This is a genomic window from Leptospira noguchii serovar Panama str. CZ214 (assembly GCF_000306255.2).
Taxonomy (GTDB): Bacteria; Spirochaetota; Leptospiria; order Leptospirales; family Leptospiraceae; genus Leptospira; species Leptospira noguchii.
The window spans coordinates 102,073-128,625 of record NZ_AKWY02000022.1; the positions used below are offsets into that span (position 1 = coordinate 102,073).

A 26,553-nucleotide genomic window follows, 5' to 3' on the forward strand; every position below is an offset into this window, starting at 1 on the left:
AACTAACGCTAACTCGAAAACAATTAAAAAACTTGATACATTATTGGCAATAATATCACAAAAAATAAGAATTTTTTGAAATCCTGTAGCCACGACAAGACTCATTTTTTTCATAGTCGAAATGAAACTTTTGAAAAAACGACGTAAGACACTTTAACAAAGTAAAACAAAGACATAACGGACGTAAGATGGACAGCAAGCGGAATGTGTGTCTTGTAAGAGACGGTTGAGATCAAAAGTGAAAACAAAGAGGTGAAAAATGTTGAAAGTTTGTAGTAGGACATATCTAAGTATATTTCATATTATAATATTCTTAACCATATCTTTTGTAACCGCCTGTAGTTGGTTAGAGAAAGATAAGAACACAATGGAAAACGTGGATCTGGCGGGAGCGATTTGGTTAGCCGCAGAACCGGTAAAAACCCAGGTAAACAACGAAGGGGTGCCGGTAAAACCGGGAAACAACGGAGCGGGTGGAAGTGGAACAACGCCAGTCACACCCGTGGATGCAATCTTTAATCTACCACCTGGAAGATTAGTAAATTCGAATGCATTGATGGGAACGATTGATCCGACTGGAACGAACATAGTAAACGACTTTGACGGAGACGGAATTTTAAATCAGAACGAAACGCTGACTAACGTATGGATAGCGGACTATCCACAGATCGAAACAACGATTGCACCACCCGTAACATTAAAGATACAGATCTTAAAAAATTCTTCGAACCAAAGCGATCAGATCGTAAGTGAAATCAACTCGAATGACTTTGAGGCTTCTAAAAACGAAGGGTCTGAAAAAATACACCAGAACGAGTTAAACGAAAGAACCGTACAGTTTCAGGATTCATTCAGTACAGAAACAGAACTAGGACAGTCTCACGAAAGAACTATGTCTGCAGGAATGACCGCCGGTTTTGGAATGGGACTAGTATCTACAGGAATGAACTACAGCAATAGTACAAGAGACAGTTGGAATGCAAAGAATGCAACATCTTCAACTACAACCAAATGGGCGGATAGACCTTTTAAAAACAATATCGATCGAGACGCTTGGAATTTAAAATCGGATTCATCTACAAACAAAGCCAGAAAGTATCGATCTGATAAATCTACTAAGGTAAACGAAACATCTACGGTAGAACCAAACGCGGGAGTAGTGAGAGCCGCTTTGTATATTAAAAATCTATCAGTCAACATGCCCGTAAAAATATCAAACATACTTTGTTCTTTGATGTTTGAAACACCGGGAGGAGAACTGGTTCCTATGTCTTCCTTTAGACTGAGAAACGACGACTACAGTCTGTTCGAAGTAGAAGTATATGGAGGATCAGACTTTGGACCTTACGTAGTAGAATTAACAAATTTGAATACAGTGGAAGTAGAAAAGGCGATCGCAGCGGGATATACACCTAAGATCATGATCGTGGACTATACCATGACTCACGTAGCGGATTCCAATTACAAATCGTCTCTACTTAGTTTTACCGGAAACAATCTAAAAATCATAGAAGAGAACGCAAAAGGAAGAACCGCACTTGTAAAAGTATACGGACCAGGAGTCAGAGAAATGTATCGAGTCACAGCATTCGATACTCCTAATGTTTCTAACCCATGTAACACAAAAGTGGCGGACGTATTTTCTCCAGGGATCAGTTTAAAAAAAGCTTTAGAAAGAATTTCTTGTTCTGGAGACAATATTACGTTTAAGGATTATGTAATAGACCTGTCTGAATCGGCTCCAACGCTCGCGGAATCTAGAATTTACTTAAAAGGAATCCAATCCTTTGGAGGAATTAGTACAAACATACCTTGTGAGGATGAGACGAGCACTGGATCGGATGGAGTGAGTAGAACGGCTTGTGTTCAAAAACCATATAGCCAATGGACTGAATCAGAAAAAATGAACTCAGGAGTCTGGGCGATTTATTCCAAGGGTAAATTTTATTCTCCAACGGACTACTGGACCGACTCTGGAAGTATTCGAAGATTTGATCCTTGGAGAGGAGCTGTTGCGGCACCCGTATTAAAGGGTGTGGATTCTATCATCTGGGCGGGAGATAGCTACGACTTAGTTTATATTTCTTTTAAGGACTTTATCAAAGTAGAACAAAAGTTTGGAACCAATCCTTTAGAAACAGGAAACGGTTATCCACTCAATACAAAATGGGATTTAAAGACTCTCGGAAATCATCCTTATTATCCGGATACAAATTCACTTTATTTAGGAGAAGTAGGTTTTGGAGAAAGGGTAGAATTAAAAATCAAATTAGACAAAACAAAATATCTTTCGCCTAACTTTGGAACTGCGGTGGACACAGGTCCGTATCAGTATTTTACAAACTTCAATTACAATCCTCAAGTTTCTTCGGATCGTTACAATATCAACCAAGCGGCCGATTTTGAAATCAGTCTTGGGTTTGGCGGAAACAGAACGGATTGGTTTCATGTTATCAAGGACTTGAGTTCGAGTGATCCTTACAAGCTGAAAAACTGTGGAACTACACTGGACTTTATCAGCCAGACGTATACACTTTGTGTACAACTTCCTACGCTCAGCACGACTGTAGATCCTGCGATCAGTTTAGTGAAATTGTATATTCGGCCTTCTTTAAATAGTGCGTATCGTAAAACGATCTGGCCTTTACACTTTTCTCAGGTTCGTAAGTTAAAAGGGGAATCGGGAGTTCCGATCGTAAAAGGTACAAGCCTTGTGAAGGTGGCGAATTCTTACGGTTCTGTGAACGTAGGAGACAACTTTTTTATCCAAGGGGATTCTACAAACTACAAAGTGGTTCAGGTTTTACCTGCGGCACAGGACGGTTCTTTTGACGTTCAGTTAGATCGTCTGATCCAAATAGACGCTCCAAAAACAACTCAGGTGTATGTTCCTGGAACTCTCACTTCTCCAGATGTCAGGCTTTCCATGGATACAGGGTTTACAACCGACTGGAACAACTTTGTGAACTCTTCCTTTAACTCTACCTCTTTTGATCAGATTCAATACAAGCCGTTTGTTTCGAGTGGGAACGTTAGTTGTTCTTCGATTCCATTTCATCCCGGTTCTTGTTTGGGTTTTACTCCAGACTTAAACTCTCTCAACTGGATGGGGATCTACAACGAAGGTGTGGCTCTTTGGAATTCTTGGGCGGATGGTGGAGACTTTAGTAATTTCTTGTATTCTGGTCTGGTTCGTTTGACTGCTCCGAGTGGTAAGTCGTATCGTTTAGAAAGTACAAACACTGATTTTACAATCAGTGCCGATGTAAACGCTCAGAGTTTGGGAGACGCGAGAATTGCAAGCACGGGAGACATGTCGATTTCAGTTTGGAGACAAGGTACGACTCTCATTGGAAGATACTATCAGATCAGTACGGGGCAAGCGCTCGGAAATCCGTTTAACATCAATACTACGGCTTCTACCGGACAATACCAAGTCAGAGCGAAAAACGGAAAAGCTGTGATTGTTTGGGAGAGTGGAATCAATATCTACGCGAATTTGAGGGATCTGACAACGGCTACATCCCTCGTCAATGAAGCGTTAGTCGTAACTCGATTTTCCCCACCGGGTTCCATGGTGGACAATTCCAGTACCAATCCATTTTTCAAAAGTATAGATGTAGTACTCGGAAATGGGAAGGCGGCGATTGTTTGGAACGATTTTTCCATGGCAACCTCTCCCTCTGTAACCATGACCCCTTGCAGTTCTGGTTTTTTCATTTGCGATCTGTATTCTAGAACGTATTCGGTCAATCTGAGAATCCTGAATACAGATACGGGAGTCTTTCAAGGTGGAAGTAGTATGATCAAAGGATTTGGGGACATTTATGAAGCTCCATGGTCGTTTATGCCTATGATGGCATTGCCACCAGTCTATACACCTGCAAGTCAGTACGACTTTAGCGTAGATGCAACAAACGAGAATCAGATCGTGATCGCTTCCAATTTGAAAACGATAGGTTCGGAAAATCATAGCTTCATAAGTAGCCTTTTCAATCTGAATACAGGAACCAGAATCGGCGTGGATAAAGTAATCATCTCCGAAACGGTTCGACCGATCGATTTTTACTCCGTCAAAGCAAACAACGGAAAGGCGACTGTGATCTGGCGCAGAAACGACGGTGTGATTTTTGGAAGAGGGATCGATATTGCAAGTTCCAATTTAATCGGAACCGACAGCGTAACCTTGGAAACGGGTCCAGTTGATTACTTGGTTTTTTCCTCTTTTGAAGATACGGGACTTTTGACGTATCGTAAGAATTCAAAAGAACTTCGTTTGAAAGCGGTGAATTTACAAACCGGTCAATTGCTTTTTCCGGATTCTCTCGTTTTAGCTGTGGGTAACGCGGATTCAAGAACGCCGGGACCAGCCTTTCTTTCTGGAAATAAGATTTTGACAACGTGGGATCAAACCAACGGAACCAAACGAACCGTTTGGGGAAGAGTCTGCGATGTAACTAACTTTACCGTAGACGGTCCGAAAGAATTTCAGATCAGTACGACGAATGAGGGTTCTCAGTGGAATCCTAGTTCGGCGATCAACACGAACGGGCTCGGACTTGTGACTTGGACTTCTCAGGACAAAACACAACAAAGAATACGAGGAGCTAAAGTAGACCTTGCTAACCCAGGAGCTTTGAAATACGGGCTGAACAACTTCTTTGTGTCTCCTTTGATCGAAAGGGATTATACCATCCGAGCTAAGATCAAATACTAGTAGATAGGTTTTAGGAGTTAGTGGTTAAGGCCTTCCGGCTTTGCGGAAGTGAATTCTTTCTGCTCGCTCCTAACTCTTCGCAACTCGATTTGCATTAGAAAAATAAAACTGCCTTTGGTGTTTTTAGAAATGGAAAGGATGAAAGTGAAATTATATAAATATCAAATCTTCAATTTGTCGGAATTACTACAATCTTTTGTAATACTCGGCCCCACCCTTATTTGGGTGGGGGGTGAGGTGGTGGGAAAACTCGGTAGATTTTTCTCTACCACAAAATCATACTTTTTGCAAGTAAAAAGTATGATTCCTGTCGGAACACTTTCAAAAAAGTCTCCGAGAATATACCCATTTTAAAGATTTTCGGAAAGTAGAATGACAGGGTTAAAACGCCAAAAGGAAAATTCGTCTCCAAACGATCTAGGTTTTATCGTTTTTGAACGATTTTGTTTTAAATAACAAACAAGTATATTATAAAAATAAAATGTACTAAAGTTCAAAGATAAACAAAGACAAAAGCGAAATTAAAAAAAAAGATTTAATAAAAAACGAAAAGAAAAAGCAAACAAGATGAACGTAGAAGAGCCAAATAGAAACACAGAGAAAGAACAAAACGCGTATACAAAAAAGACTTTTCCGCAAAAGAAAAGGATCTTTTTTAATTCTTTAGAAATATTCTGCAAACTAAACCGCACTCATACATTCAAATATATCAATATACTACTCTTCTCTTGTTTTTTGTTGACGACTACGTGCGGAATCTTGCCTGGAAAAAAAGGAAAGTCCAACAACTGGTGGTGGGCATTGCTCGGAATCCCAAACGGAGCCAGTTTTCCCTCATCTGGAAGTGGGGTAGGTGGCGGCCCTGGATCTGGATCCCCCGGAAGTGCACCCGCACCGGAAGGAAGCGACCTTTTTTCCATCTCGACTAACTATAGCCAGGCGATAGACGACCCAGAAACAAAAGCGGAACCAATTGCAGGAGCTTCTTTTGTAGCACCCCCGGAAATGGGCCACTATGGAAACATAAGCCTAACGTATCCGATCCACACACCACCCGGACGTGCGGGAGTAGAACCAAAACTCAGCATAACATATTCTTCTACAGGAGGAGACGGATGGCTTGGAGTGGGATGGAGTCTAGGACTTGGAAATATAACAAGAACCCCAGAGTATGGAGCCTTGTATTACGATTCTCGGGACAGTTTTACTTGGAATGGAACGAGGCTTGTTAAGGTAAGCGGAAATACAACAAACGAAAACGGAATCTACCGAGCAGAAATTACAAATTAAGACTTTTTAATATTCAAACTTTCTCAAATAGAAAGCGGAGGTGTCTGGGAAGTATTGGATACATCCGGAACTAAAACCATCTACGGAGAAAGTAGCGGGGATAGAATCTACAATCCCACAAATCCAAGCCAGACATACAGCTGGTATCTTTCCAAAACAGAAGACAAAAACGGAAACTATCTACAGGCCAGTTATGATAATTCAGAATATTCCAAAAATAGAAACTTGTATTTAAAAGAAATACGATATACAGGAAATACAAAAAGCGGACTCCCCGCCCGCCAATACGTAAGGTTTGTAACAAAACAAAGAGAAGATTTTTACGTTTCCACTACTCCCGGGTTTCTCATGAAAATGGACAGAATTTTGGAAAGAATCGAAGTAGGATGGGACGGCGGAGGAAAGGTATATGAGTATATTCCAGAATACGAAACTTCTCCGGATTCGGGAAGACCTAGAATTAAAAACATACAATCCAGTAAAAATACGACAAAACCAGAGTTTTTTTATCAAACTTCCAGCAGACTACTTACCTGGCAAAACGTAATCAATCAAACCTCATCCGAAATAGAAGAAGATCCAAACTCCACACAGTATTTTGAAGGAGACTATAACGGAGATGGGATTTCAGACATCCTCTTTTTTAATCCGAAGTCAGGAAACTGGAAGGCGGCCGAAGGAAGAAAAGAAGGAGGATATAACTTTAAACTGTATGCAAACCGGTATCAAGGATACGACTCTTTAGAAAAGATCCGATTTTTTAAAGGAAACGTAAGTGGAGACTACAACGGAGACGGAAGAAGTGACATCGCATTTTATCTTCCTTCTACAAGAGACTTTATCGTAGCAGAACACGACGGAAGGGTTTTCCAATTCAAGTCGTATGGAAGACTGATGAGTTCTGTTCCGGATATTTTTCGGATGGAATGGTTTTCCGGAGACTACGACGGAAACGGACTTTCGGATTCGGTTCTATTTGACGAGCCTACAGGTCAGTGGACTTTGATGCTCAACAAGGGCGGAAGTTTTGAGTTTTTACGATTTAGTAAAAAATTTCAAAACGTATTCAGAAATGATTATTTACCAGATTCTAATTTAGACAGTTCGAATACAAACGATTCCACAAAACCGGGAAAGGATAGAGACAAGGTAAACTTCCTTGTAGGAGACTATAACGGGGATGGAAGAACGGATATTTCTTTGTATGATTCCAGGTCCGGCAAATGGTTTGTAGGTGAAAATCATCGTAATCCAAATAAAAACGATTCCGTTTACTTTCAAATGCAGTGGAAACTCTACAAAGTGTTTACAACACCCGAACAAACACTTTTTTCTCACGACCGGTTTAGTGGGGATTTTAACGGAGATGGTTTTTCGGACTTTCTACTGTTCGATCGTTCCTCCGGAGAATGGACGTTAGGCGAAACCGGAGAAGGAACCATCAACTTTAAAATTTGGTCTAGAACCCCTCAGTTCAAGACAGTAACTCGTTGGCTCCAAGGTGATTTTAACGGGGACGGTAGAACAGACATCGGGTTTTATTCTGCAAACGACGGCAAATTCTGGATCGGAGAATCCACACAAAACGGATTTAGATACAAAATCTACAGCGACATGAGCTATGGACCCGATTCGGACAGAATTATGAAAACTCCTCTTCCAAAGGACGAGGTAAAAATAGAATCGGGTAAAACTAGTTTTAGTGCATCTAACAACACTAAGACTGTTTTACTTTCTTACAAATATGATGGAAATCTAAACTCTGGCAGAGGAGAAGTTGTATTTGGAGGTTGTTTTACTTCCAACGACTGCAGTTCTACTCCCGAACTTTTGATCTTTAACCGTAAGGAAAACGTTTGGAATTTGAAACAAGGCAACTCGTTTGCCTCACGAGTGAACACTTCTTTTAACCCGGAAGGAACAGGAATCACTTCTCTTTTTGGTGGAAAACCGGACAGGTACTCAAACAATTTAAAAGACGAAGTCCTATTTTACAAAAAACAGGGGACCACCAATCAATTTTTTGTTCTGAAAAACACAAACGGAACTACATTCGATGTTTTGAATTTAGCTACGTTGAGTGATACGGACGTTTCTAAGTTTGATCCAAATAACAGCGGTTACGCGCTTGACTATTTTGAGAATAATACTGCTCAGTCTGTGTTAGTTTTAGACGATCAAACCTCGGGCGCAAACGCAAGATTTGTATTGTCGGGACTCGGTGGAACTAAGTTTTTAACTCCAACAGGAGATTTGACTCCGACCGACTTAAACGATCTTTTCCAAGCGGGAACAAACGAAAATCGCCAGAGAAGAAAAGAATTTAGTTTTTTTTCGGGGAAATTTACCACCACACAGGCACAACTCGTAATTGTGGACAGAAGGACCACAGTTCACAAATGGTATTTGGGAACCATCAACTCAAACGCCATCCAGTTCAAACGTTTGACGGGAGAGTTTTCACTTCCGATTACAACCTCAGACTACAACTTGGCAAGTCCCGCGGGAATACAATACGCACTTACAAACACGGGTGAGATCGTTTTTGGTAAAACCTTAGACAACGGGACTTCGTTTACCAAAGTTAAAATCAATTCTACGAATATTCAAAAAAACGTATATAACGCGGGTGTTGTTGGTTTTTCGGACCGTTTTGACTCGGGCGGGAATCCGATTGTAGTTTCTGGCGGAGAAGATAAAATTTACGATCTTGCGCAGAGTAAAGTTGTTACTTTACCTAACAACGTTTTGGTGAAGAATCTGGATCGACCGGACTTAATCGCACAGGTCTACGTTTTTCAGTGGATCCAAGGAGACTACAACGGAGACGGTCTGACTGACATAGGGATCTTTCATTTAAAAGAACCTACCTGGTACTTTGCACTTTCTACAGGAAGTGTGCCAGACGTGATCGAGAAAGTCAAAAACGGAATTGGAGGCATTTATGATTTTGAATATTCCAATTCTACTAAGTTTGACAACACGGGGGAAGACGATATTCCAGACCTACCCACAAGTTACAGAGTTTGCACCAGAGTTTCGCTGGATGACGGTTTTTCGAATAGCATCACTAAGAACTACGAATACAAGAATGGTTTTGCATTTTCTTCCTTTATCAACGGCAAAAAAGAATCCGACTATTTTGGTTTTTCTGAATTTACCGTTCACGAAGGTTATGGGGAAAGAACAACTCATCTGTATCATACAACACCGTATTCTGATTTTCTAATGAACCGAGCCTTGGCTGGGGCGGAAAAAGAAACCCGTATTGTAGGGAACGACAACAACGACTATGGAACCATTCAAACAACACACGATGTAAAACAAATTGTCAGTGCCCCCGGTGTTACAAGTTACCTTCCTGTTACGACCAAAATTGAAAAATTTTTAAGCGGTTCTAGAACCACAACACAAAGTTCCGACATCATAATCAACGGAACGAAGATTAGTCGCAAGAGTGAAAGCACGACGGATCATTTTAGTGATTCTGTGCACGGTGTTACTACCACAACGTCCATCACCGATTTTGAAACAGATGATACTACGAATCAAAGAAGAGCGACTCGTCAAACAAGTCTCGCGGGGAGTTCCCACGAGATTACTTCCGTGATGAGTTACGACAGTCGCGGAAATCTTACAAAACGTGTGAGTTCCTACACAGGAACCGGGCTTGCACCTGCAAACGCACATACAACCGAATTTGAATATGACAATTTTGGAAACAGAACGGTTGAAAAGGATACAAGTGGAAGTCCTGTACGTGGGAACTCTTACAAATACGACGACGAACTGAATCAGTTTGTAGTCCAAGAGACAAAATTCGGAGGGAGTGTCGTACTTACGACCACTCATCAGATCGGATACGGGGTAGCGTTTGGAGTTCCAACCTTAACCACAGATCCAAACGGAAACAAAACATTTTTTGAATATGACAACTTTGGAAGACTGATCCGAACGAGCTCCGACACGGATGTAGGAACTGCTACAACTGCAAATTACAGCTATGATTCCTCCTTTCCACTTTCTGCAAAGACAACATTCCCGACTGGAACGGGAGATCCTGACTTTTCGTCGCGCACATATGCCGACGGAATGGGTCGTAACATATATACAGTCAAAAGTGCGTCTAACGGAGGTTATGTTCTTACCGGTAGACTTGTGTATGATGGAACCGGGAAGGTGATTCGTAAAGGACAAAGTAACTGGGCGAGTTCTGGAGAGATCGACCGGTTTGTTCTGCATTTAGAAGAGAGAAATCCAACCAGTTTTGAATACGATCCGATTGGTAGGATTAAAAAAACAATTGAACCGACGGCAGTAGGGGAAACTTCTCCTGTGGTCGTAACAACTACCTACAATTCAGCGTTTGAAACGACAGAAACTCATTCAAGCGGAACGAGCAAACGAACTGTCAAGAATGCGAGTGGGGAAGTATTGTATGTAGAGGATTTTGCAAGTGACGGAGTCCAAGCGAAGATCGGATTTTGTTACGACATTGCGGGGAACAGAATCAAGAAGAGTGACCTAAACGATTCTAACGCAATGAGTTGTCCGAATGCACTTGCGGGAGTTCCTACAAAAGACGTTTCTGGAAGAAACCAAACGTATTGGAGTTACGACTCATTTGGAAAGTTACGTGCCCAAAGTGATCCTGATTTGGGTGTGAGCTCCTACAACTACAACGCGTTTGGTGATCTGACTTCAAGCACGAACGCGAAAGGTGTTACGACCACTTTAACCTACGACGCAGTCGGAAGAATCTTAACTAAAAATATCCCGGAAGGGAATATTGTATATACGTATGATTCTTTTTCGGGGAGTGAGAATTCTGTCGGAAGACTGGTACGAATCGAGGATTCCAACCAAAACAAAACCTTTAGTTACGACAAATTAGGAAGAGTTAAAAAAGAAACTCGCACGATTCTTGCAACTTCCGCAGGAAATCCTCTTCCGACAGAAACCGGGGGACCATATATTACAGAAACTAGATATGATTTACTCGGTCGTGTAACTCGTATTGACTATCCAGAACATCCGATTTCTCACGCAAGAATGAGGGCTTGTTACGAATATGGTTCTGCCGGTTATATCTCTGGGATTTCTGTTCAAGTCAACACGAATGGAATTCTACCTGGCTTTTGTAACAAAGATATAGTTGAAAACATTTCTTACAACGAATTCGGTCAGACTTCTAGCCTTATACTTGGAAACGGGATTACAACCAGTTACGGCTATGACGTCAAGGGGAGAATGGTTCGTCTCAATTCTTCCGGGAATGTAGGCGGAAATGCAAAAACACTCCAAGACGCGGTTTATTCTTTCAATCCGAACAACAACATTACGAATGTTGCAAATACTACTTCCGACTTCAATACTCAATATGACTATGGTTATGATGGTCTGGGTCGTCTTACATCTGCTAATGGCAGTTATTTAGGAATTGCGGATGGGAATCTTTCGAGAAGGTTTCAGCAGTCTTTTGAATATGCAAAGAATGGAAACTTATCTTCTAAACGGTTTCATGATCCTGCGAGTGGTAACATCACGGATGTTTGGAGTTATCAATACACAAATCATCAAGTTACGAACATTGACTCCAGTAGGACGGGTGCAGATGCTCTTACTTTACAATACGATGCAAACGGTAACTTAACCAGACAAAGGGACAATGTTAAGGACTTAACGAAACGGATCAGTGTTGATTCTCAAGACAGGATTACCCAGATCCAAGATGGGAACAATGCGATTCTGGGTAGTTACTGGTATGACGAGAGTGGTTTTCGGATCAGGAAATCTTCTTTAGAACCGAAGAATAATGTTTTTTCTAACGTAGAGATATTGTATCCGAGTAAGTTCTTTGGTTTGGAGTTTATCGAATCTGAAAACGTGATTACAAGCGTGAATAACGTTTACTTAAACGGTGTTCGTATTGCTGCGTTAAACGAGGCTGGCGCTCTTGCTTATTACCTGACTGATCAAGTAGACTCCGTATCAACCGTGTTAGACGATGAAGGGAATACTCTTTCTCAGATGCAATACCTTCCTTACGGTGAGACGTTTGTGCAACGTGGAGATTTGAACTTTTCTCCTAAGTTTAATTCTCAGGAACTGGATCGTGAGTCTGGTTTTTTCTTTTTCAATGCGAGGTATTACGATCCGGGGATTGCGAGGTTTACGAGTGCGGATACGATCATTGACGGTGAGTTTGATACTCAAGGTTGGAACCGGTTTTCGTATGTTAAGGGGAATCCGATTGGGGCGAAGGATCCAAGTGGGCATTTGGTTGCTGGTGATCCACTCCATCCTGGTAAACTTCTAAATGCAAATCCATATGCAAATGCAGAATCTAAAGAATATCAAGGGAAAGTGTCAGAGAAGGCAGGACCAAAAGGAACTGAAAAAGCAGCCAAAGAATATTTAAGTGGTTTGAAAGATGGTTATAGTTCTGGAAAAGACAGAACTTCATTCGGAATTCTTGATGTAATTACCGGTGGTACAGTAAAAGGCCAAAAAGCAGCAAATGAAAAAGATAAGTTTAGAAATTCTCAATCTGAGTTTTACAAAGAAGGTTATGGTAAGGGTAAAACCAGAGGTGCTATTGAAGGAGCTACTGAGTCTGCTTTGGATTGGTTACCTCTATTTGGGATGGCTAAAGGAAATTCCAAAGGAGTTGCAAAAAATGCAAAGCCTGTTGAAAATTCTCTTCTCGAAAAAACACCAAAAACAAACCCCGAACTATTTAAAAATGTTCGCGGTTGTAAAGGTAAATGCAATGTTGAAACCGGAGAAATATGGGAAAAGGATCTATTACACAAAAATCAACCTCATTACGAGGTCTATAAAAATAAAAAGAGTTATGACAATGGATCAAGGGATAGATCCGTTTGGGGAGATGGAAGATTTAAGGAGAAATTTCAATGATTGAAAATGATTTTCAAGAAGAAGCAAAAAGAGCAACTTTTTTATTGAAGGGGAAAATTGTTACCAAATGCATTCGTAACAAATCGAATGAAATTATTATAATTTTTTCCGATGGAACAAGAATTTTCATAGATTCAAAATCTAACTTAGAACTTTCAATTACATGAGTCGGGCTCTAGCAAAAACTAAAATCGCATTCTTAAACTAGAATATAACAAAAATAAAATCTAGAGACCTAAATATCTTTGAAAACAATTTTCTTTGAGTAAAAGAGATTTGAAAAAAGAAAAGAAATATGAAGACTTACAACGCGGGAATAACTAAAGCGCCACAGTTCTCGAACAATGTAAAACTCAACTTGAATTAGGTGGCGGCGGCGTTCCTCCAGTAGGAAAACCGGGATCGTCGGGCGGAGGCAATTCTGCTGGTTTAGGCGCTGCAGCTACTGGTTTATTAGCTAATTTATTAGGTTCAAAAGACGACAAACCAAGCCTTCCTGACAAGCCTCGAAATACATCGGCTACTCCTTCTGAAGCCAAGGACATGAGTAAGGCCGGACTTGATCCTTTGAACAAATCTGATGTTAAGAATTTTCTTGATAAAGGTAATAAAAGTGGAGTGACTCATGGGGGAAATTCGGCGACAAATAATAAAACAAACGCTTCTCTATTTGAAGCGAAAAATACTTCCACTACATCAGGTTATCGTTATGTAACGAAAGGGGAAGTGCAAGCCATTAAAGATACGGGAATGTTAAGAGGGGGAAATCCAGGTAAAACTTATTTTACTAAAGATTTATACAAATCCGGCTCCAATGCTCAAGAAAGATTGTCATTAGACAAGAAACCTACTCATAGAGTAGAATTTGAAGTTCTAAACAATCCAAAATTAAAGCTTAATGGAACTAAAGTTGACCCTCTTAATGGACAACCTGGTAAAGGATCTGAATTTATGACGACTGATCCTGTGAAAAGTTAAACTTATCAATATTCAGCCATTAAGATAATATTATGGAAAATAAAAATTATTATATATCAGTTGATGAACCATGGGACTTCGTAGGGCCAGATGGAAAGAACAGAATCAATGGACATATATTAAAGATCGTTGATAATGACTGTGTTCTTTTTAAAACAAACCATATCTTAAATTTTGATAATGTAGAAGGAGATATTTTAGTTTTATTATCAAGGCACACTGGGTATCACTTTGATTCATTAGAAACTAATAAATTTTGGACATTTGGCGGGGGTTTACTATTAACAAAAGATTACGAAAATATGAATCGGAAAGAGTTAGAAAAGAATTCAAAATATGTGATTATAGGTAGCTTTGATTCTTGAGCCATACCGAACCTCACAAAAGTTATGGAAGAGAAAAAATATTACATTTCAGTCGCTGAACCTTGGGATTTCGTAGGGCCTGATGGGAAAAATATAATCAAGGGAAAAATCTTAAAGATTATTGATAATGACTGTGTTCTTTTTAAAACAAATCATAAATTAAGAATAAAAGATGTTGAAGGAGATGTTTTAGTTTTATCATCACGATACAAAAAGGATGATCATTTCGTTAAGGATATTAAAGAATTGGATTGGACGATAAATGTAGGGTTATTTCTAACTAAAGAATACGAAGATTTGAATGAATCAGGATTGAAAAGTTATTCTAAATTTATTATAATTGGCAGCCTTATGGAATATGCTGAGTCTCGCAAAAACTAAAAAAGCAGAAGAATGAAATAGCAAAATGGATATGAAAACTAAAAACGAATTCTAAAACTAGAATATAACGAAAATAACATTTAGAGACCTAAAAATCATTGAAAACAATTTTCTTTGAGTAAGAGAGATTTGAAAGAAAAAAAGAAATATAAAGATCTCCGGTGCGTTAGGATGGATGCGTGGTCAAGTTATTGTAATGAGAGCAAAGATTCAAACTAACGTAACCCTAATAATTGAAGCATAACAAGAACAAAAGAAAATAATTTCATCTGCATTACTTCTACATTAAAAAACTATTATGTTTTTTACTCATTCAACTTTTCTTTGGGTTTCAACATTTGAAAGAAGTTCCTGTCTAAGATCCCTAGGGGATTTGCCAGTAAATTTAACACAAGCCCTGTGAAACGAAGAAGCAGAATTGAAACCACATTCAAAAGCAATGTTTAAAAGATTATAATTTAATTTTATACGCATCATATTTTTCACTTCGTTGATTCTGTGAAATTGTAGAAACTCAGTAAAACTCATATTCAAATATTGATTTAGATAATAAGAAGCCTGATGAGTAGAAAGACCTAAACCAGAAGCAAAATCAGGAAGTCTCAATTCTTCGTCTATAAAACCTTTAGAATCTAAAAAATGATTTAGTTTAGTTTTAACCTTTTCTAAATCGATTCCATCTAACAAATCTCTAGGAGGATATTTATATTTTTGTGGTTCTTTGACCTCTGGAATGGTTTCTAATTCAATTTGATTGTTTATGTTAGAAACCGATACAGTAACTTTACTGAACAAAGGAGGAAAAAAACGCTCTAAAACTATCGTATAACAAATGACGGAACCAGGGATGATTTCTGCAAAGAGAAAGAAATCCTTCTTATCATAAATCGTTCCGAGAAGATCTAAAACAAAACAAATAGAAATTAAAAAGGAAAGAAAGGGGAGGTTAAAAAATAAAATCGATTTATTAGTTTTTAAAACACTTCTTAAAGACCAGAAAAAAGTAAAAATAGAAATTCCAAATCCCAAAATGTCGATGCAAGAAATAAAGTAAAGTTCGGGAATGAAATAAGAAAGTAAAATCATAACGGGAATGATCCCTAAAAGTCTTTTACAATGAATCCAAGGATTATCTAAAGAATCTAATACATAGTTGAAACAGACTAAAACAGCCAAACTGGAATAAAGAACCAAGCCATAGTAAGAACCGAATGTGATTTTACTTTCACTTCGAAGGGACCCTTCATCAAAGAGTATTCCTCCGTTTAAAATTAGAAAAAATGCGGCGGATTGTAAAACAGAACCATAAGATTTACTAAAACCATCACTTGAAAAAAGTTTAGAAGACCCTAATGCAACTCCAAAAATTACACCGGCAGCATGAAAATAAAAAATACCTAATTCTAAAGTACTTTTGTAATTCTCAATTTCGATTGTATTCATAATGATAATGAAGGGAGAAACTCAAATGTAATTATGATATAATTGCTTCTTTCTATTCGTTATTTGTTAAATCGTTTAAAGAGAAATTTTCCGGAGTATTGAATTTTAATCTTTTTCGAATCGTTAAAATTTTTCGAAAAGAAGTGAATTTTAAAATTGCTTCTCGATCTTCTTTGTATAACGGTATACCTATGCATTTTTCGTATTCGTCTAACTCGGATTCTGTGATGTCTAAAGGTTTTATTTTAAAATAATTGATTACCATAGATAATTCCTATTTTAATTTCAGGTGGAATTTATACTCAATTGAGGGAAAGGTCATAAGAGTTGATAAAGTGAAAGCTGATATGTAAGTTAGTATTAAGATTATAAAATGAAACCATCTTAGTTACTTCCTTGAATTTTAAATATTATAATGAACTTGAAATTTAAAGATGAGGAACCGTAATAAGATGTATCAATCTCACTAAAAATTTCTGGAGATAACAAGGTGGGTATTTAATAAATCTACTTTGGAAATGTTTTTTCAGGAGATTTAAAAAACAGGATGCTTGATTGTAGAAAATAATCTTCTTTCTATTATATTTAGAATTAATTCTAAATATAGTTACCCGAATATTCGAATATAACATTACGATGTCCTTTCTTTGTAGTAAGTCTGAATTGGTGGGATTGTATGTTGAATTATACAATTTGTCAAATAAAAAAATTGATTAATACAACAAAATGAATGAAGTAGAAATCCAAAATCGAATCAACATTGCCTTAAAATTTCTAAAAGAAACGAGAGGTTTAAATCAAAATCAGATAGCTCAAAAATTAGCTGTTACACCCGGAACAATTACTCGTTTACGGAATGGCGAAAATGCACTTACAGAATCTATGGCTTTGCTCTTTGAATATATTTTTGGGATTTCTTCGAGATGGCTAATTTATGGAGAAGGAGAAATGTTGTTCTTTCCTCCAAACATTGGAGATAAACAGGAGATTGATTTTCTTCATAGGATCTATAGTCGAAAGGGTATGAAAATGCTCATCGAAAATATTCTTTGTCTATCGGATCGAGATTTAGCGGTCATTCAAGTAACAGTTGAAAAATTGAATTCTTAAAAAGTTTTTTATTTCAGTTTTACGTTAATACCAGAATAATTATTGAGTTTTTAATTAAAGAGACATAATTCATATTATGTCATATTTATTAGAGCAAATTAAAGTCAAAAAACTCATTGGTTTAAGTGAACAAGAAGAGTTAAACAAAATAAAATCTTTTGTATCTAAAATATATGAAGACGCAGGTTATTCCAATTCACCTTGGAAAAATATAGATCATTATGATCTTTGGTCGATCTGGTTTTATGTGGAAGAGAACGGACAAATTTTATCTGCGATGAGAATAACTGAAAAAAAACCGTTTAATTTTATTCCTTTGGAAGTTGCTTTATTTAAAGACGAACAATTCCCACCTAAACGATACGCGGTCTTAGAAGAAAATGTAGCCGATTGGAATAGTGTTGCCTTTATTCAAAATGTAAAAGGGGCAAAAGCGGCAAAAGCTAATTTTATAGCGGTTGCTGAACATTGTATAACGAAAGAATACAATACAGTTTATGGAATGTATAATCCGAAGTTATCAGGTATTGAAAGAATTTATCTAAGAGAAGGTGTGGAAATATCGGTAAAATATCCGGGCCCAATGTATTTTCCAGGTTTGTATTTAAAAGGTGAAATACCTTGGTTCGAAGTAATAGAAATCCGAAAAGAATCTTTACAGAAAATTGCCTCAAAAAAAGAATAACGAACACATTTTTGTTGAGGATTTGTCAGCTTGATCGAAACGGGGATTGGATTATTTGTTTTTTTCACTTGGTTGTTATGTTTGGATTTTTGTTTCCAATAAACCAGTTCGAAATTCTTTTTTCTTTCTTACAATTTCACTTTCTGTTTGGCTTCTTTGTTTAGGGCTTAGAGTTTATGCTCCTAATGAATATAGATCCATTTTAGTAAATTGGACATTAATACCAGTTATCTTTACCCCGTATTCTTTGCATTCTCTTATATCCTATTTATTTGCTCCACATAAGAAATCCAATGAAATGGGTTGGAAATCAATTGGTAATATAATTGTTCTCGTTTACCTTATGATTTCTATTTTAAACTGTAAAGTTGTTCATCTTACAGAACCAGATATTTTCGCTTATACCCCAACTTGGATTTATCATCTTTTGATTGGATATTGTAGTTTTTATATATTGTTTTCTTCAATTCAGGTTTTAATTTTAATTTTTCAAAAACGTGGAGACGATCGTGTAAGATCATTCCTATTTTTTTCCGGCATTATCATTTCACTTTTCGTTTCTTTAATATTTGTTTATATCTTACCTTTACATGGATACTTTTTAGCCTCTAACTCTGCTTTCGGTATTATGATTTCTTCTTTGCTCTGGGCTGTAGCAATTTTACACTATGACGCATTTGAAATTAGGGAGCATATCATAGATGGTGATAGCCAACTTCCTTTACTCAATCGAATTTCTTCTGTCCCTATACTTAAACTGTTTCAAATCTTAGATCCAGAAGAGTATTGTAATAGGATTGTATTAAGTAAAACCAACGTGATTCTAAATGTAACGACAGTTTTTGATGAACTTAAAAACAGAGAAGAAGCAAAGAAGTTAAATACTAAGGAACGAGCAGAATTATTAGCTAGAATTTTTAATCGTCGTATTCGATAATTAAATTCTTTTTTAAATTTAAAGAGCAAGCAGCTTTGTATATATAATTCACTTTTTTAAATAGTAATCAATTATATAATTCGTTTAATAAAATACTTTTAAACCTGCTTAAAAGAAATGCTGTGAGCTAAAGCTTTCCCACAATAAAATAATGATTTCTGTTTTCTCTATTTATCAGTTTCAAAATCATTTTCGATCGAATTATCGAAAAAATCATTGACTCCTTGTTATTCATATATATACTTAAATATATATATGAATAAGGCTAAGATTTTTAAAAACGGTGATAGCCAGGCAATTCGTTTGCCTAAAGACTATCGTTTTAAAGGCAAAGAAGTTTATATACGAAAAGATGGGGATAACGTTATTTTAACGCCAATAGATGACGCCGTTGATAGATTTTGGAGTACTATTCATAATTTCTCGGATGATCTTATAATTGATCGAAATCAACCGACGGAGTATGACAAGCGAAATCGAATATGACTCAATACTTGTTAGATACGAATATTTGCATTTATATAATAAACCAAAAGCCAGAATCCGTTTACAAAAAATTTAAAAAGATTAAGTTGGAAAACATCTCTATTTCATCAATTACGGAATTTGAATTAAAGTATGGTGTTCAGAAAAGTTTGCATTTCGAAAAGAATCTAAAAGTCTTAGAAGAGTTTTTAAGTTACTTGAATATTCTTCCGTTCGTTAGCGAAGACACGAATAAAGCTGCAAAAATTCGAGTAGAACTGGAAAAAGTAGGAAAACCAATTGGCCCTTTCGATCTTCTAATAGCTTCTCAGGCGTTATCAAATAGACTTACTCTTGTAACGAACAATGAAAAAGAATTGAATCGAATTAAAGATCTTAAAATTGAAAATTGGCTTTAAAAGATGCTGGCCAGCGTCTGTTTGCGACTCACGGTTCGTACATTGCTTTGTCACTCTGGCTTGTGGGATTACTTGTTATATCGAATGCGAACGTCGTTGAACATTGCTATTTCGCAAATTCGATATTTTTAAAAATTAAAAACTAATTCCTCTTATTGATTTTTTTCTAATGGGATGGAAAATTTCACCTATGAAGGTAGAAACCAAGCAAGAACTGATGCAGAGACTTTCTTCAGTTAAGCCTAAACTCCAGACCAACTTTGGAGTTCTTTATATTGGTTTTTTCGGTTCTTTCGCAAAAGATAACATTAGCCCGAATAGCGATGTTGATATTTTGGTGGAAATGAAAGAGTCAGATTTCGATTCAGTCGCAGGATTGCAGATTTTTCTAGAATCTCTATTGGACCGTCACGTTGATTTGGTAAGGAAAAGAAGTCGGCTTAAACCTTCTTTTTTAAACCGAATTCAGAAAGATTTAGTTAATGTTTGAAGAAATTAAAGAAAGACTTGAGTTTATATTAGAATCAATTTCTCTCATAGAAACAAGATTTAATAAAATTAGATTTCCGGATGATTTAATCGACTCTGAAGATGGAATGACTATTTTAGATTCTATTGCAATGAGACTGACTCCAGGCGATTGGAGATAATATTAAATCAATTTTCAAGTTAGATCCAAACTTTCTGAGCAAATATCCGGAGACTGATTGGATCAGAATAATGAAAATGAGAGATATTATTTCGCATCATTATGAAGGTCTCGATCATGAGATTATATTCAGTATTTGTAAAGATAAACTTAAAGGATCTCAAGTCTTCTATTATTGAAATATTGAATTCTATCAACTATAATAGCTAAGATTATACAGTTTATAACGAAAATTACAAGTTATCTCCGGATTTATTCTTATCGTCGAAAGAAAAGCATATATCAATGGAACCAACGTCCTAAGGCCCTAATTATTAAGATGGAACCACGAAGTATGGTCCGTTCCGAATTTTCTTTGGTTCTCAACTGATTGGTGAACAGATCCGGGTTTGAAGAAGTATCAGAGTGTTTGTGTAAGATCTATTTTACGAACGCAGTTCTGGGTATGTTAGATTTATTTAAAGGAAAAGTATTGAAATACGAGACACCTGTGTATAACTACGACGAAACAGTGTAACCCATGTCTTCCGGTCTAGAGTGTTACCGATGTGTCAGAACATACATGGACAAATATTCACTGATGTGACTTAATTCGTTATCGGAAGTGATCTGTTGCATCACAGTAAATTCATTTTTAAATTTAAAAAGAATCACCCATCGGCCTCGTTGAACTTCGCTTAAACTCTATTTTCTAAGCTTTTTGGATTGATGGGTTACCAGTGTTTTATGATATTCGTATATTTTGTTATTTTTATGTGTTTATAATTAAATTTTATACGAATGTAAGAAATCTGAATAAAAATGGAAAAACTAAAAAATGATAAAATAAAGGAGATTACTGACGAAGTCTTTAAAGCGCATAATTTAATTTATAAAAGCTATAATCCCCTGATTCATTATACAAATGGATTAGGTCTAAATGGAATACTACATTCAAAAACTTTGAGAGCAAATCATGTTTCTAATCTAAATGATTTGAGTGAAATATTACGGGCATATCATATCTTAGTAAGTATATTAGATAATATTTCTACTAATGATCCAAATTTATTACTTTTAATTGAGAAATTAAAAATTCAATTGAATGAAAAAATAAATTCAAGAATTTTTCCAGAAATTTATATTGTTAGTTTCTCTAATAAAGACGACGATCTTTTTTTATGGCGAAGTTATTCTACTTTTAATGACGCATATGCTTTAGTTTTTACTAAAGCATTTCTGGCCGCTTATGCAATAAATGATGGTGCAGTATTATTGCAATGTGTATACGATGAACGAAAACAATTTTCAATATTAGAGCAAGCAACCCAGTTATTTTTTAATAAAATTGACTTATCGATTTCTGAAAACCTTCAAATCTATTTAGATGATTATTTCAGATTAATACATCTATTCGTTCCATATATAAAAAATTCACATTTTATTGAAGAAAATGAAATTAGATTAGTCTTATGGAACCCTCAAAATCTATACCAAGAAAATAGAATTAAACTAGGGCTAAATAAGGGATTTTTTCATAAATACGTAAATATTAAAATGTTTAGGGATGAAGAAGATACAGAATTTGAACATTCCCTTGAAGAAATTATTATAGGCCCAAATTCGAGATCTCAGATTGAAAATAATCAATTTAAAAATACTTTAAATAAACTAATTAAAGAAAACGTTGGATGTCTCTTAAAAGGAATAAGAGACACTAAATATAATACTTTAAAGTTTTAAAAATTTGATTAGGGGCTAGCTTTGAGTTCTAACTTAATAGTAACAGATCTGTCTTTTGGTTTGTGAGGCACTCATACTATTTAAGTTTACTTTTTAAAAGAAATATAATTGAGTAATCGCCAATAACCACTTTGTCAAAGCCTTCTTTATTTCTTTTACCTTGAAAAAACGAATATATTTCGTAAGAATTTTCAAAAGGTAGACTCCCTCTAAAAAATTTCAATCAGAGGATTTTGTGATCTTTGAGGATTTTTTCGGTCAGCCCTGTAATTTCTAAAATCGTTTTTAAATCGATTCCTTTTGCAAACATCTTACTGGCAGTTTCTAGTTTTTCTTTCTCAATACCTTGTTGTATCCCTTCTGAAATCAGTTTTTCCGCAGTAGTCACAGTCAACTCCTCATATTTTTCTAATTTAGATCTTTGAAAAATTACTTTGAACTCCGAAGGTTTCTCGAATCAATCGATCGTGAGGATTGTTCACTTCGGCCATCTGTTATCTTTTGAATTTTATTTCATTAAGTCAATTTTATTTAGAACTGGCCTAAGACCTCAACAGAAGTTAGAGAAATTGCATTTGGAATTTTGTTGATAGATCGCAAAATAATGAAGAATTACATTTGCGAGACCAGCTTCAAATTCAGAAAAAGCTCAATACTACTCAACTGATATTTAAAGATATGAGAGAAGAATATGATTTTTCAAAAGGAAGACGCGGTGTTTATTTACGAGACTTAAAGGACCTTCACTTTTCTGTATATCTTGCTCCTCAATTGGAAGAGTATTATAAGAAAATAGCGCTCAAAAAGAATAAAGATCTTAGCACGATTATTAATACGATTTTACAAAGAGAAATGGAATTACATGATTCTTTAATTTAAAATGTAATAGTCAAAATAAGATTTTACACACTTTAAAAGTTTATTAAAAAAACTGCAAGTTGTAGAGACACTTATTCTAAGTCAACTCCTTCTCATCAAGAAAAGGCTGTATTGGAGTTTTGCTGAAACCGAAACAGTATTTTACCAAATAAAGAAGAAAAAACGCTCTAATTATCGTATAACAAATTACGGATAAGATGAAAAAGAAATTTTATTCAAAGTAAATTTTGCACTTTGTAAGAAGCTTTTGAATCCTTTCTTTTTCTTTGGATGATAGTTGATTTTGACTCAAATCTAAAAATTGCAAATTCTTTAATTGCCCGATTTCCTTAGGAAGAGTTGCGAGTTGGTTATTATGTAAATCCAACTCTTGCAAGTTCTTTAATTGTCCGATTTCTTTTGGAAGAGTCGTGAGTTGGTTATTCCTCAAATACAAACTTTGTAAGTTCTTTAATTTTCCAATATCGTTAGGAAGAGTCTTGAGTTGATTATTACTCAAATCCAACCGTTGTAAACTTTGTAGTTTTCCAATATCGTTAGGAAGAGTCTTGAGTTGGTTATCACTCAAATACAACTCTTGCAAGTTTTTTAATTTTCCAATTTCGTTAGAAAGAGTCTTAAGTTGGTTATAACTCAAATTCAATCGTTGTAAACTTTGTAGTTGTCCGATTTCTTTAAGATAAGTCTTGAGTTGGTTATCACTCAAATACAAACTTTGTAAGTTCTTTAGTTTTTCGATTTCGTTAGGAAGAGTCTTAAGTTGGTTATTCCCCAAACCCAACTCTTGTAAGTTCTTTAATTTTCCAATTTCGTTAGAAAGAGTCTTAAGTTGGTTATTATCCAAATTCAACCGTTGTAAACTTTGTAGTTGTCCGATTTCTTTAAGATAAGTCTTAAGTTGGTTATAACTCAAATCCAAACTTTCCAAGTTCTTTAACTGTCCAATATCATTAGGAAGAGTCTCGAGTTGGTTATCATGCAAATGCAACATTTGCAAATTCTCAATTTGTCCAATTTCGTTAGGAAGAATCTTGAGTTGATTATTATTCAAATCCAATTCTTGTAACTTCTGTAGTTGTCCGATTTCGTTGGGAAGAGTTATGAGCTGGTTATAACTCAAATCTAAACTTTGCAAATTCTTTAGTTGTCCGATTTCGTTGGGAAGAGTCGTGAGTTGGTTATGACGTAAATCCAACGATTGCAAATTCTTTAGTTGTCCGATTTCGTTAGGAAGAGTTGTGAGTTGGTTATCACTCAAATTCAACCATTCCAGATTTTGTAGTTTTCCAATTTCTTTTGGCAGAGTTGTGAGTTTTTGACCATTCAAATCTAAAACTCGAACATCCAAAGAGTTTTGGATCGCTTTTGTTAAATCCCTATAAGTTTCTGGTTCTAATTCTTCTGCTTCCGCAAAAGTAAAAGAACAAAAAAGAAATAAAGAAAAGAGGAATATTCTTCGTAAATTGGTTTGTGTTAAATTCATCGTTCGTTTCCCGAATTAATTGCTTTGAATCATTGAATCGATCAGAATTATTTTAGTTCGCTTTTAGAGAAGTTGAATCTACGTTCGTCAATTAAAACTTCAAAGAGAATCTAACTCTTTTCGATTTAAAAAGCCAAAAGTATTTCAGTTTAAATCAAGAAATTTTATTTAAAATAAATTTTGCACTTTGGAAGAAGCTTTCGAATCCTTTCTTTTTCTTCGGATGATAGCTTATTACTCAAATACAAAAATTGCAAATTCTTTAACTGTCCAATTTCTTTAGGAAGAGTCTTGAGTTGGTTATCACTCAAATCTAAAAATTGCAAATTCTTTAACTGTCCAATTTCGTTAGGAAGAATTTTGAGCTGGTTATAACTCAAATTCAACCGTTGTAACTTCTTTAGTTGTCCAATTTCTTTTGGAAGAGTCTTGAGTTTTTTAATACTCAAATTCAAACTTTGCAAGTTCTGTAGTTTTCCGATTTCATTAGGAAGAGTCTTGAGTTGGTTATTACTCAAATTCAAACTTTGCAAGTTCTGTAGTTGTCCGATTTCGTTAGGAAGAGTCGTGAGTTGATTATTATTTAAATCCAATGATTGCAAGTTCTGTAGTTGTCCGATTTCGTTAGGAAGAGTCTTAAGTTGGTTATTACTCAAATACAACGTTTGCAAGTTTTTCAATTGTCCGATTTCTTTAGGAAGTGTTGTGTATTGGTTATCATTCAAATTCAAACTTTGCAAGTTCTGTAGTTTTCCGATTTCGTTAGGAAGAGTCGTGAGTTGGTTATTATTTAAATCCAATTCTCGCAAATTCTGTAGTTTTCCGATTTCGTTAGGAAGAGTCGTGAGTTGATTATTATTTAAATACAACAGTTGCAATTTTTTCAATTGTCCGATTTCTTCAGGAAGAATTGTGAGTTGGTTATTCCACAAATGCAACCGTTGTAAATTATTCAATTGTCCGATTTCTTCAGGAAGAATCGTAAGTTGATTATAATTCAAATACAGTTCTTGCAAATTCTGTAATTGCTTAATTTCCTTAGGAAGAGTCTTGAGTTGGTTATGAATCAACTCCAACACTCGCAAATTCTGTAATTGCCTAATTTCCTTAGGAAGAGTCTTGAGTTGATTATAGGTTAAACTCAAAGTTCGCAAATTCTCAAGTTTTCCGATTTCTTTAGGAAGAGTTCCGAGTGAATTCTCACTCAAATTCAACCATTGCAAGTTCTGTAGTTTTCCGATTTCTTTAGGAAGAGTTGTGAGTTTTTGACCATTCAAATCCAAAACTCGAGCATCCAAAGGGTTTTGGATCGCTTCTGTTAAATCAAAGTAAGTTTTTTGAGTATTGCAAGAAAGATAAATGAGAATCAGAAGACTAATTGTTATTTTTTGTAAGTGAATCAACGTTATGCGAAAGTTCATAAAGGTTATCCGAACTGAAATTTATTTAAATTGAAAGATAAGTTTCTAAATAAAAATATAAAGTCATTCAATTTAAACGTTATCTTTCAAATTTCTGTTCGTTTAAAGTTAAAATTGATTCCGGATTTTCTTTTTTAATAAGACTGAATTTTAAATTCTAATAATCTTTTTCTTAAACTCTTTATGAACACAATTGTATTTTTGGTTTTTGTAGAATTGTAAGACTTGAACCTTCGTTTGATTGAATATAAGTTTTAAGATTGTGTGGAGATTTACCTGTAAAACTTAACACAAAACCTGTGAAACGAAAAAGCAGAATTGAAACCATTGAGTAATTTAAAATCGGTTTTTTTTCAACTGATTGGTGAACAGATCCGGATTGGAGGAAGTCTCAGAGCGAATTGGAATGGAAATTGCAAATTGGCTTCGGGGTAAGGTGTTTGACTTATTTAAAGATACTGGGGGAATTTAGACGAATTAACTATTAAGTTAGAAAATGCTAAACATCTTTTTGATTCGGAAGAGATGAGACAAGCATCAATAGAGAAAAAAATATTTAGTCTACAATCTCAAATCCCTCTTTTTATTACAGTAATAGCGATATTCTATGCTACTATATTTGGTTCATTAGGAATACGTCTGATAATATAATTGAAGGAGTTCTATTTATTTTATCCTGCGGTCTGGC

Annotated in this window: 19 protein-coding genes and 6 pseudogenes; 17 read left to right on the forward strand and 8 right to left on the reverse strand. The window is 35.8% G+C overall.

All coding sequences use genetic code 11. The features are described 5' to 3' along the window. The first annotated feature begins 259 nt into the window (after positions 1-259). From LEP1GSC059_RS12845 to LEP1GSC059_RS12870, 6 genes and pseudogenes are all read left to right on the forward strand, one after another. A complete protein-coding gene (locus LEP1GSC059_RS12845; RefSeq protein ID WP_201028159.1) occupies positions 260-4,717 on the forward strand; it encodes an LIC12048 family lipoprotein in 4,458 nt (1,485 codons plus the stop codon). A gap of 567 nt (positions 4,718-5,284) precedes the next feature. Then, positions 5,285-12,289: pseudogene (locus LEP1GSC059_RS12855) on the forward strand (SpvB/TcaC N-terminal domain-containing protein); the annotation flags it as partial. A 635-nt stretch (positions 12,290-12,924) separates the two neighbouring features. Next, positions 12,925-13,095: a hypothetical protein gene (locus LEP1GSC059_RS23720; protein ID WP_017215473.1), complete on the forward strand. Its 171-nt coding sequence runs from the start codon at positions 12,925-12,927 to the stop codon at positions 13,093-13,095. Between the two features lie 178 nt (positions 13,096-13,273). Beyond that, a pseudogene (locus tag LEP1GSC059_RS12860) lies at positions 13,274-13,934 on the forward strand (RHS repeat-associated core domain-containing protein); the annotation flags it as partial. Positions 13,935-13,938: 4 nt separating this feature from the next. Continuing rightward, positions 13,939-14,271, forward strand: coding sequence for a hypothetical protein (locus LEP1GSC059_RS12865; protein ID WP_017215476.1), 333 nt, complete (start codon positions 13,939-13,941; stop codon positions 14,269-14,271). A 24-nt stretch (positions 14,272-14,295) separates the two neighbouring features. Continuing rightward, on the forward strand, positions 14,296-14,652 hold the full coding sequence (locus tag LEP1GSC059_RS12870) for a hypothetical protein (RefSeq protein WP_017215477.1): 357 nt from the start codon (positions 14,296-14,298) through the stop codon (positions 14,650-14,652). A 309-nt stretch (positions 14,653-14,961) separates the two neighbouring features. Here LEP1GSC059_RS12870 and LEP1GSC059_RS12875 read toward each other — a convergent pair whose 3' ends face one another. The 3 genes from LEP1GSC059_RS12875 to LEP1GSC059_RS24705 all read right to left on the reverse strand — a co-directional run bounded on the left by LEP1GSC059_RS12875 (position 14,962) and on the right by LEP1GSC059_RS24705 (position 16,727). After that, positions 14,962-16,095 carry a helix-turn-helix domain-containing protein gene (locus tag LEP1GSC059_RS12875; RefSeq protein WP_017215478.1) on the reverse strand — a complete coding sequence of 378 codons (1,134 nt, stop codon included), beginning with the start codon at positions 16,093-16,095 and terminating at the stop codon, positions 14,962-14,964. A 52-nt stretch (positions 16,096-16,147) separates the two neighbouring features. Next, on the reverse strand, positions 16,148-16,360 hold the full coding sequence (locus LEP1GSC059_RS12880) for an LIMLP_19325 family protein (protein WP_002178978.1): 213 nt from the start codon (positions 16,358-16,360) through the stop codon (positions 16,148-16,150). A 163-nt stretch (positions 16,361-16,523) separates the two neighbouring features. Beyond that, positions 16,524-16,727, reverse strand: coding sequence for a hypothetical protein (locus LEP1GSC059_RS24705; RefSeq protein ID WP_081099797.1), 204 nt, complete (start codon positions 16,725-16,727; stop codon positions 16,524-16,526). Positions 16,728-16,821: 94 nt separating this feature from the next. On the opposite strand from LEP1GSC059_RS24705, the gene LEP1GSC059_RS12885 reads away from it, so the two are divergent. The 10 genes and pseudogenes from LEP1GSC059_RS12885 to LEP1GSC059_RS12920 all read left to right on the forward strand — a co-directional run bounded on the left by LEP1GSC059_RS12885 (position 16,822) and on the right by LEP1GSC059_RS12920 (position 22,082). After that, positions 16,822-17,205, forward strand: a complete 384-nt coding sequence (locus LEP1GSC059_RS12885) for a helix-turn-helix transcriptional regulator (RefSeq protein ID WP_002178986.1) — start codon at positions 16,822-16,824, stop codon at positions 17,203-17,205. A 76-nt stretch (positions 17,206-17,281) separates the two neighbouring features. After that, positions 17,282-17,890 (forward strand): LBL_2463 family protein, encoded by a 609-nt coding sequence (locus LEP1GSC059_RS12890; RefSeq protein ID WP_020980893.1) that lies wholly within the window; start codon positions 17,282-17,284, stop codon positions 17,888-17,890. A 30-nt stretch (positions 17,891-17,920) separates the two neighbouring features. Next, a pseudogene (locus LEP1GSC059_RS12895) lies at positions 17,921-18,827 on the forward strand (LIC10906 family membrane protein). A gap of 255 nt (positions 18,828-19,082) precedes the next feature. After that, positions 19,083-19,313 (forward strand): type II toxin-antitoxin system antitoxin VapB, encoded by a 231-nt coding sequence (gene vapB / locus LEP1GSC059_RS12900; protein WP_036026582.1) that lies wholly within the window; start codon positions 19,083-19,085, stop codon positions 19,311-19,313. Continuing rightward, positions 19,310-19,711, forward strand: a complete 402-nt coding sequence (gene vapC, locus LEP1GSC059_RS12905; protein ID WP_017215482.1) for a type II toxin-antitoxin system tRNA(fMet)-specific endonuclease VapC — start codon at positions 19,310-19,312, stop codon at positions 19,709-19,711. Before vapB ends, vapC begins: the two co-directional genes overlap by 4 nt. Positions 19,712-19,901: 190 nt before the next feature. Next, positions 19,902-20,201: a nucleotidyltransferase family protein gene (locus tag LEP1GSC059_RS12910; protein ID WP_020980883.1), complete on the forward strand. Its 300-nt coding sequence runs from the start codon at positions 19,902-19,904 to the stop codon at positions 20,199-20,201. Then, a complete protein-coding gene (locus LEP1GSC059_RS24265; protein ID WP_002178982.1) occupies positions 20,194-20,361 on the forward strand; it encodes a hypothetical protein in 168 nt (55 codons plus the stop codon). The genes LEP1GSC059_RS12910 and LEP1GSC059_RS24265 overlap by 8 nt, the downstream gene beginning before the upstream one ends. A 70-nt stretch (positions 20,362-20,431) precedes the next feature. After that, positions 20,432-20,539, forward strand: coding sequence for a HepT-like ribonuclease domain-containing protein (locus LEP1GSC059_RS24270; protein WP_338092434.1), 108 nt, complete (start codon positions 20,432-20,434; stop codon positions 20,537-20,539). 139 nt (positions 20,540-20,678) lie between these two features. Then, positions 20,679-20,877, forward strand: a pseudogene (locus tag LEP1GSC059_RS24895) (IS481 family transposase); the annotation flags it as partial. Positions 20,878-21,161: 284 nt separating this feature from the next. Further along, positions 21,162-22,082 (forward strand): DUF2971 domain-containing protein, encoded by a 921-nt coding sequence (locus tag LEP1GSC059_RS12920; RefSeq protein ID WP_017215484.1) that lies wholly within the window; start codon positions 21,162-21,164, stop codon positions 22,080-22,082. Between the two features lie 223 nt (positions 22,083-22,305). Here the strand turns inward: LEP1GSC059_RS12920 and LEP1GSC059_RS12925 are convergent, their stop codons facing one another. Then, a complete protein-coding gene (locus tag LEP1GSC059_RS12925; RefSeq protein WP_020980865.1) occupies positions 22,306-22,470 on the reverse strand; it encodes a hypothetical protein in 165 nt (54 codons plus the stop codon). 290 nt (positions 22,471-22,760) lie between these two features. On the opposite strand from LEP1GSC059_RS12925, the gene LEP1GSC059_RS12930 reads away from it, so the two are divergent. Then, positions 22,761-22,961 (forward strand): hypothetical protein, encoded by a 201-nt coding sequence (locus LEP1GSC059_RS12930; RefSeq protein ID WP_020980884.1) that lies wholly within the window; start codon positions 22,761-22,763, stop codon positions 22,959-22,961. 211 nt (positions 22,962-23,172) lie between these two features. On the opposite strand, the gene LEP1GSC059_RS12935 is transcribed toward LEP1GSC059_RS12930, so the two are convergent. From LEP1GSC059_RS12935 to LEP1GSC059_RS24275, 4 genes and pseudogenes are all read right to left on the reverse strand, one after another. After that, positions 23,173-24,444, reverse strand: coding sequence for a leucine-rich repeat domain-containing protein (locus LEP1GSC059_RS12935; protein WP_017215487.1), 1,272 nt, complete (start codon positions 24,442-24,444; stop codon positions 23,173-23,175). A 164-nt stretch (positions 24,445-24,608) separates the two neighbouring features. Beyond that, a complete protein-coding gene (locus LEP1GSC059_RS12940) occupies positions 24,609-25,865 on the reverse strand; it encodes a leucine-rich repeat domain-containing protein (protein ID WP_017215488.1) in 1,257 nt (418 codons plus the stop codon). A gap of 82 nt (positions 25,866-25,947) precedes the next feature. After that, a pseudogene (locus tag LEP1GSC059_RS24970) lies at positions 25,948-26,053 on the reverse strand (epoxyqueuosine reductase); the annotation flags it as partial. Continuing rightward, a pseudogene (locus LEP1GSC059_RS24275) lies at positions 26,047-26,191 on the reverse strand (AraC family transcriptional regulator); the annotation flags it as partial. The pseudogenes LEP1GSC059_RS24970 and LEP1GSC059_RS24275, both read right to left, overlap by 7 nt. Positions 26,192-26,553 lie beyond the last annotated feature (362 nt).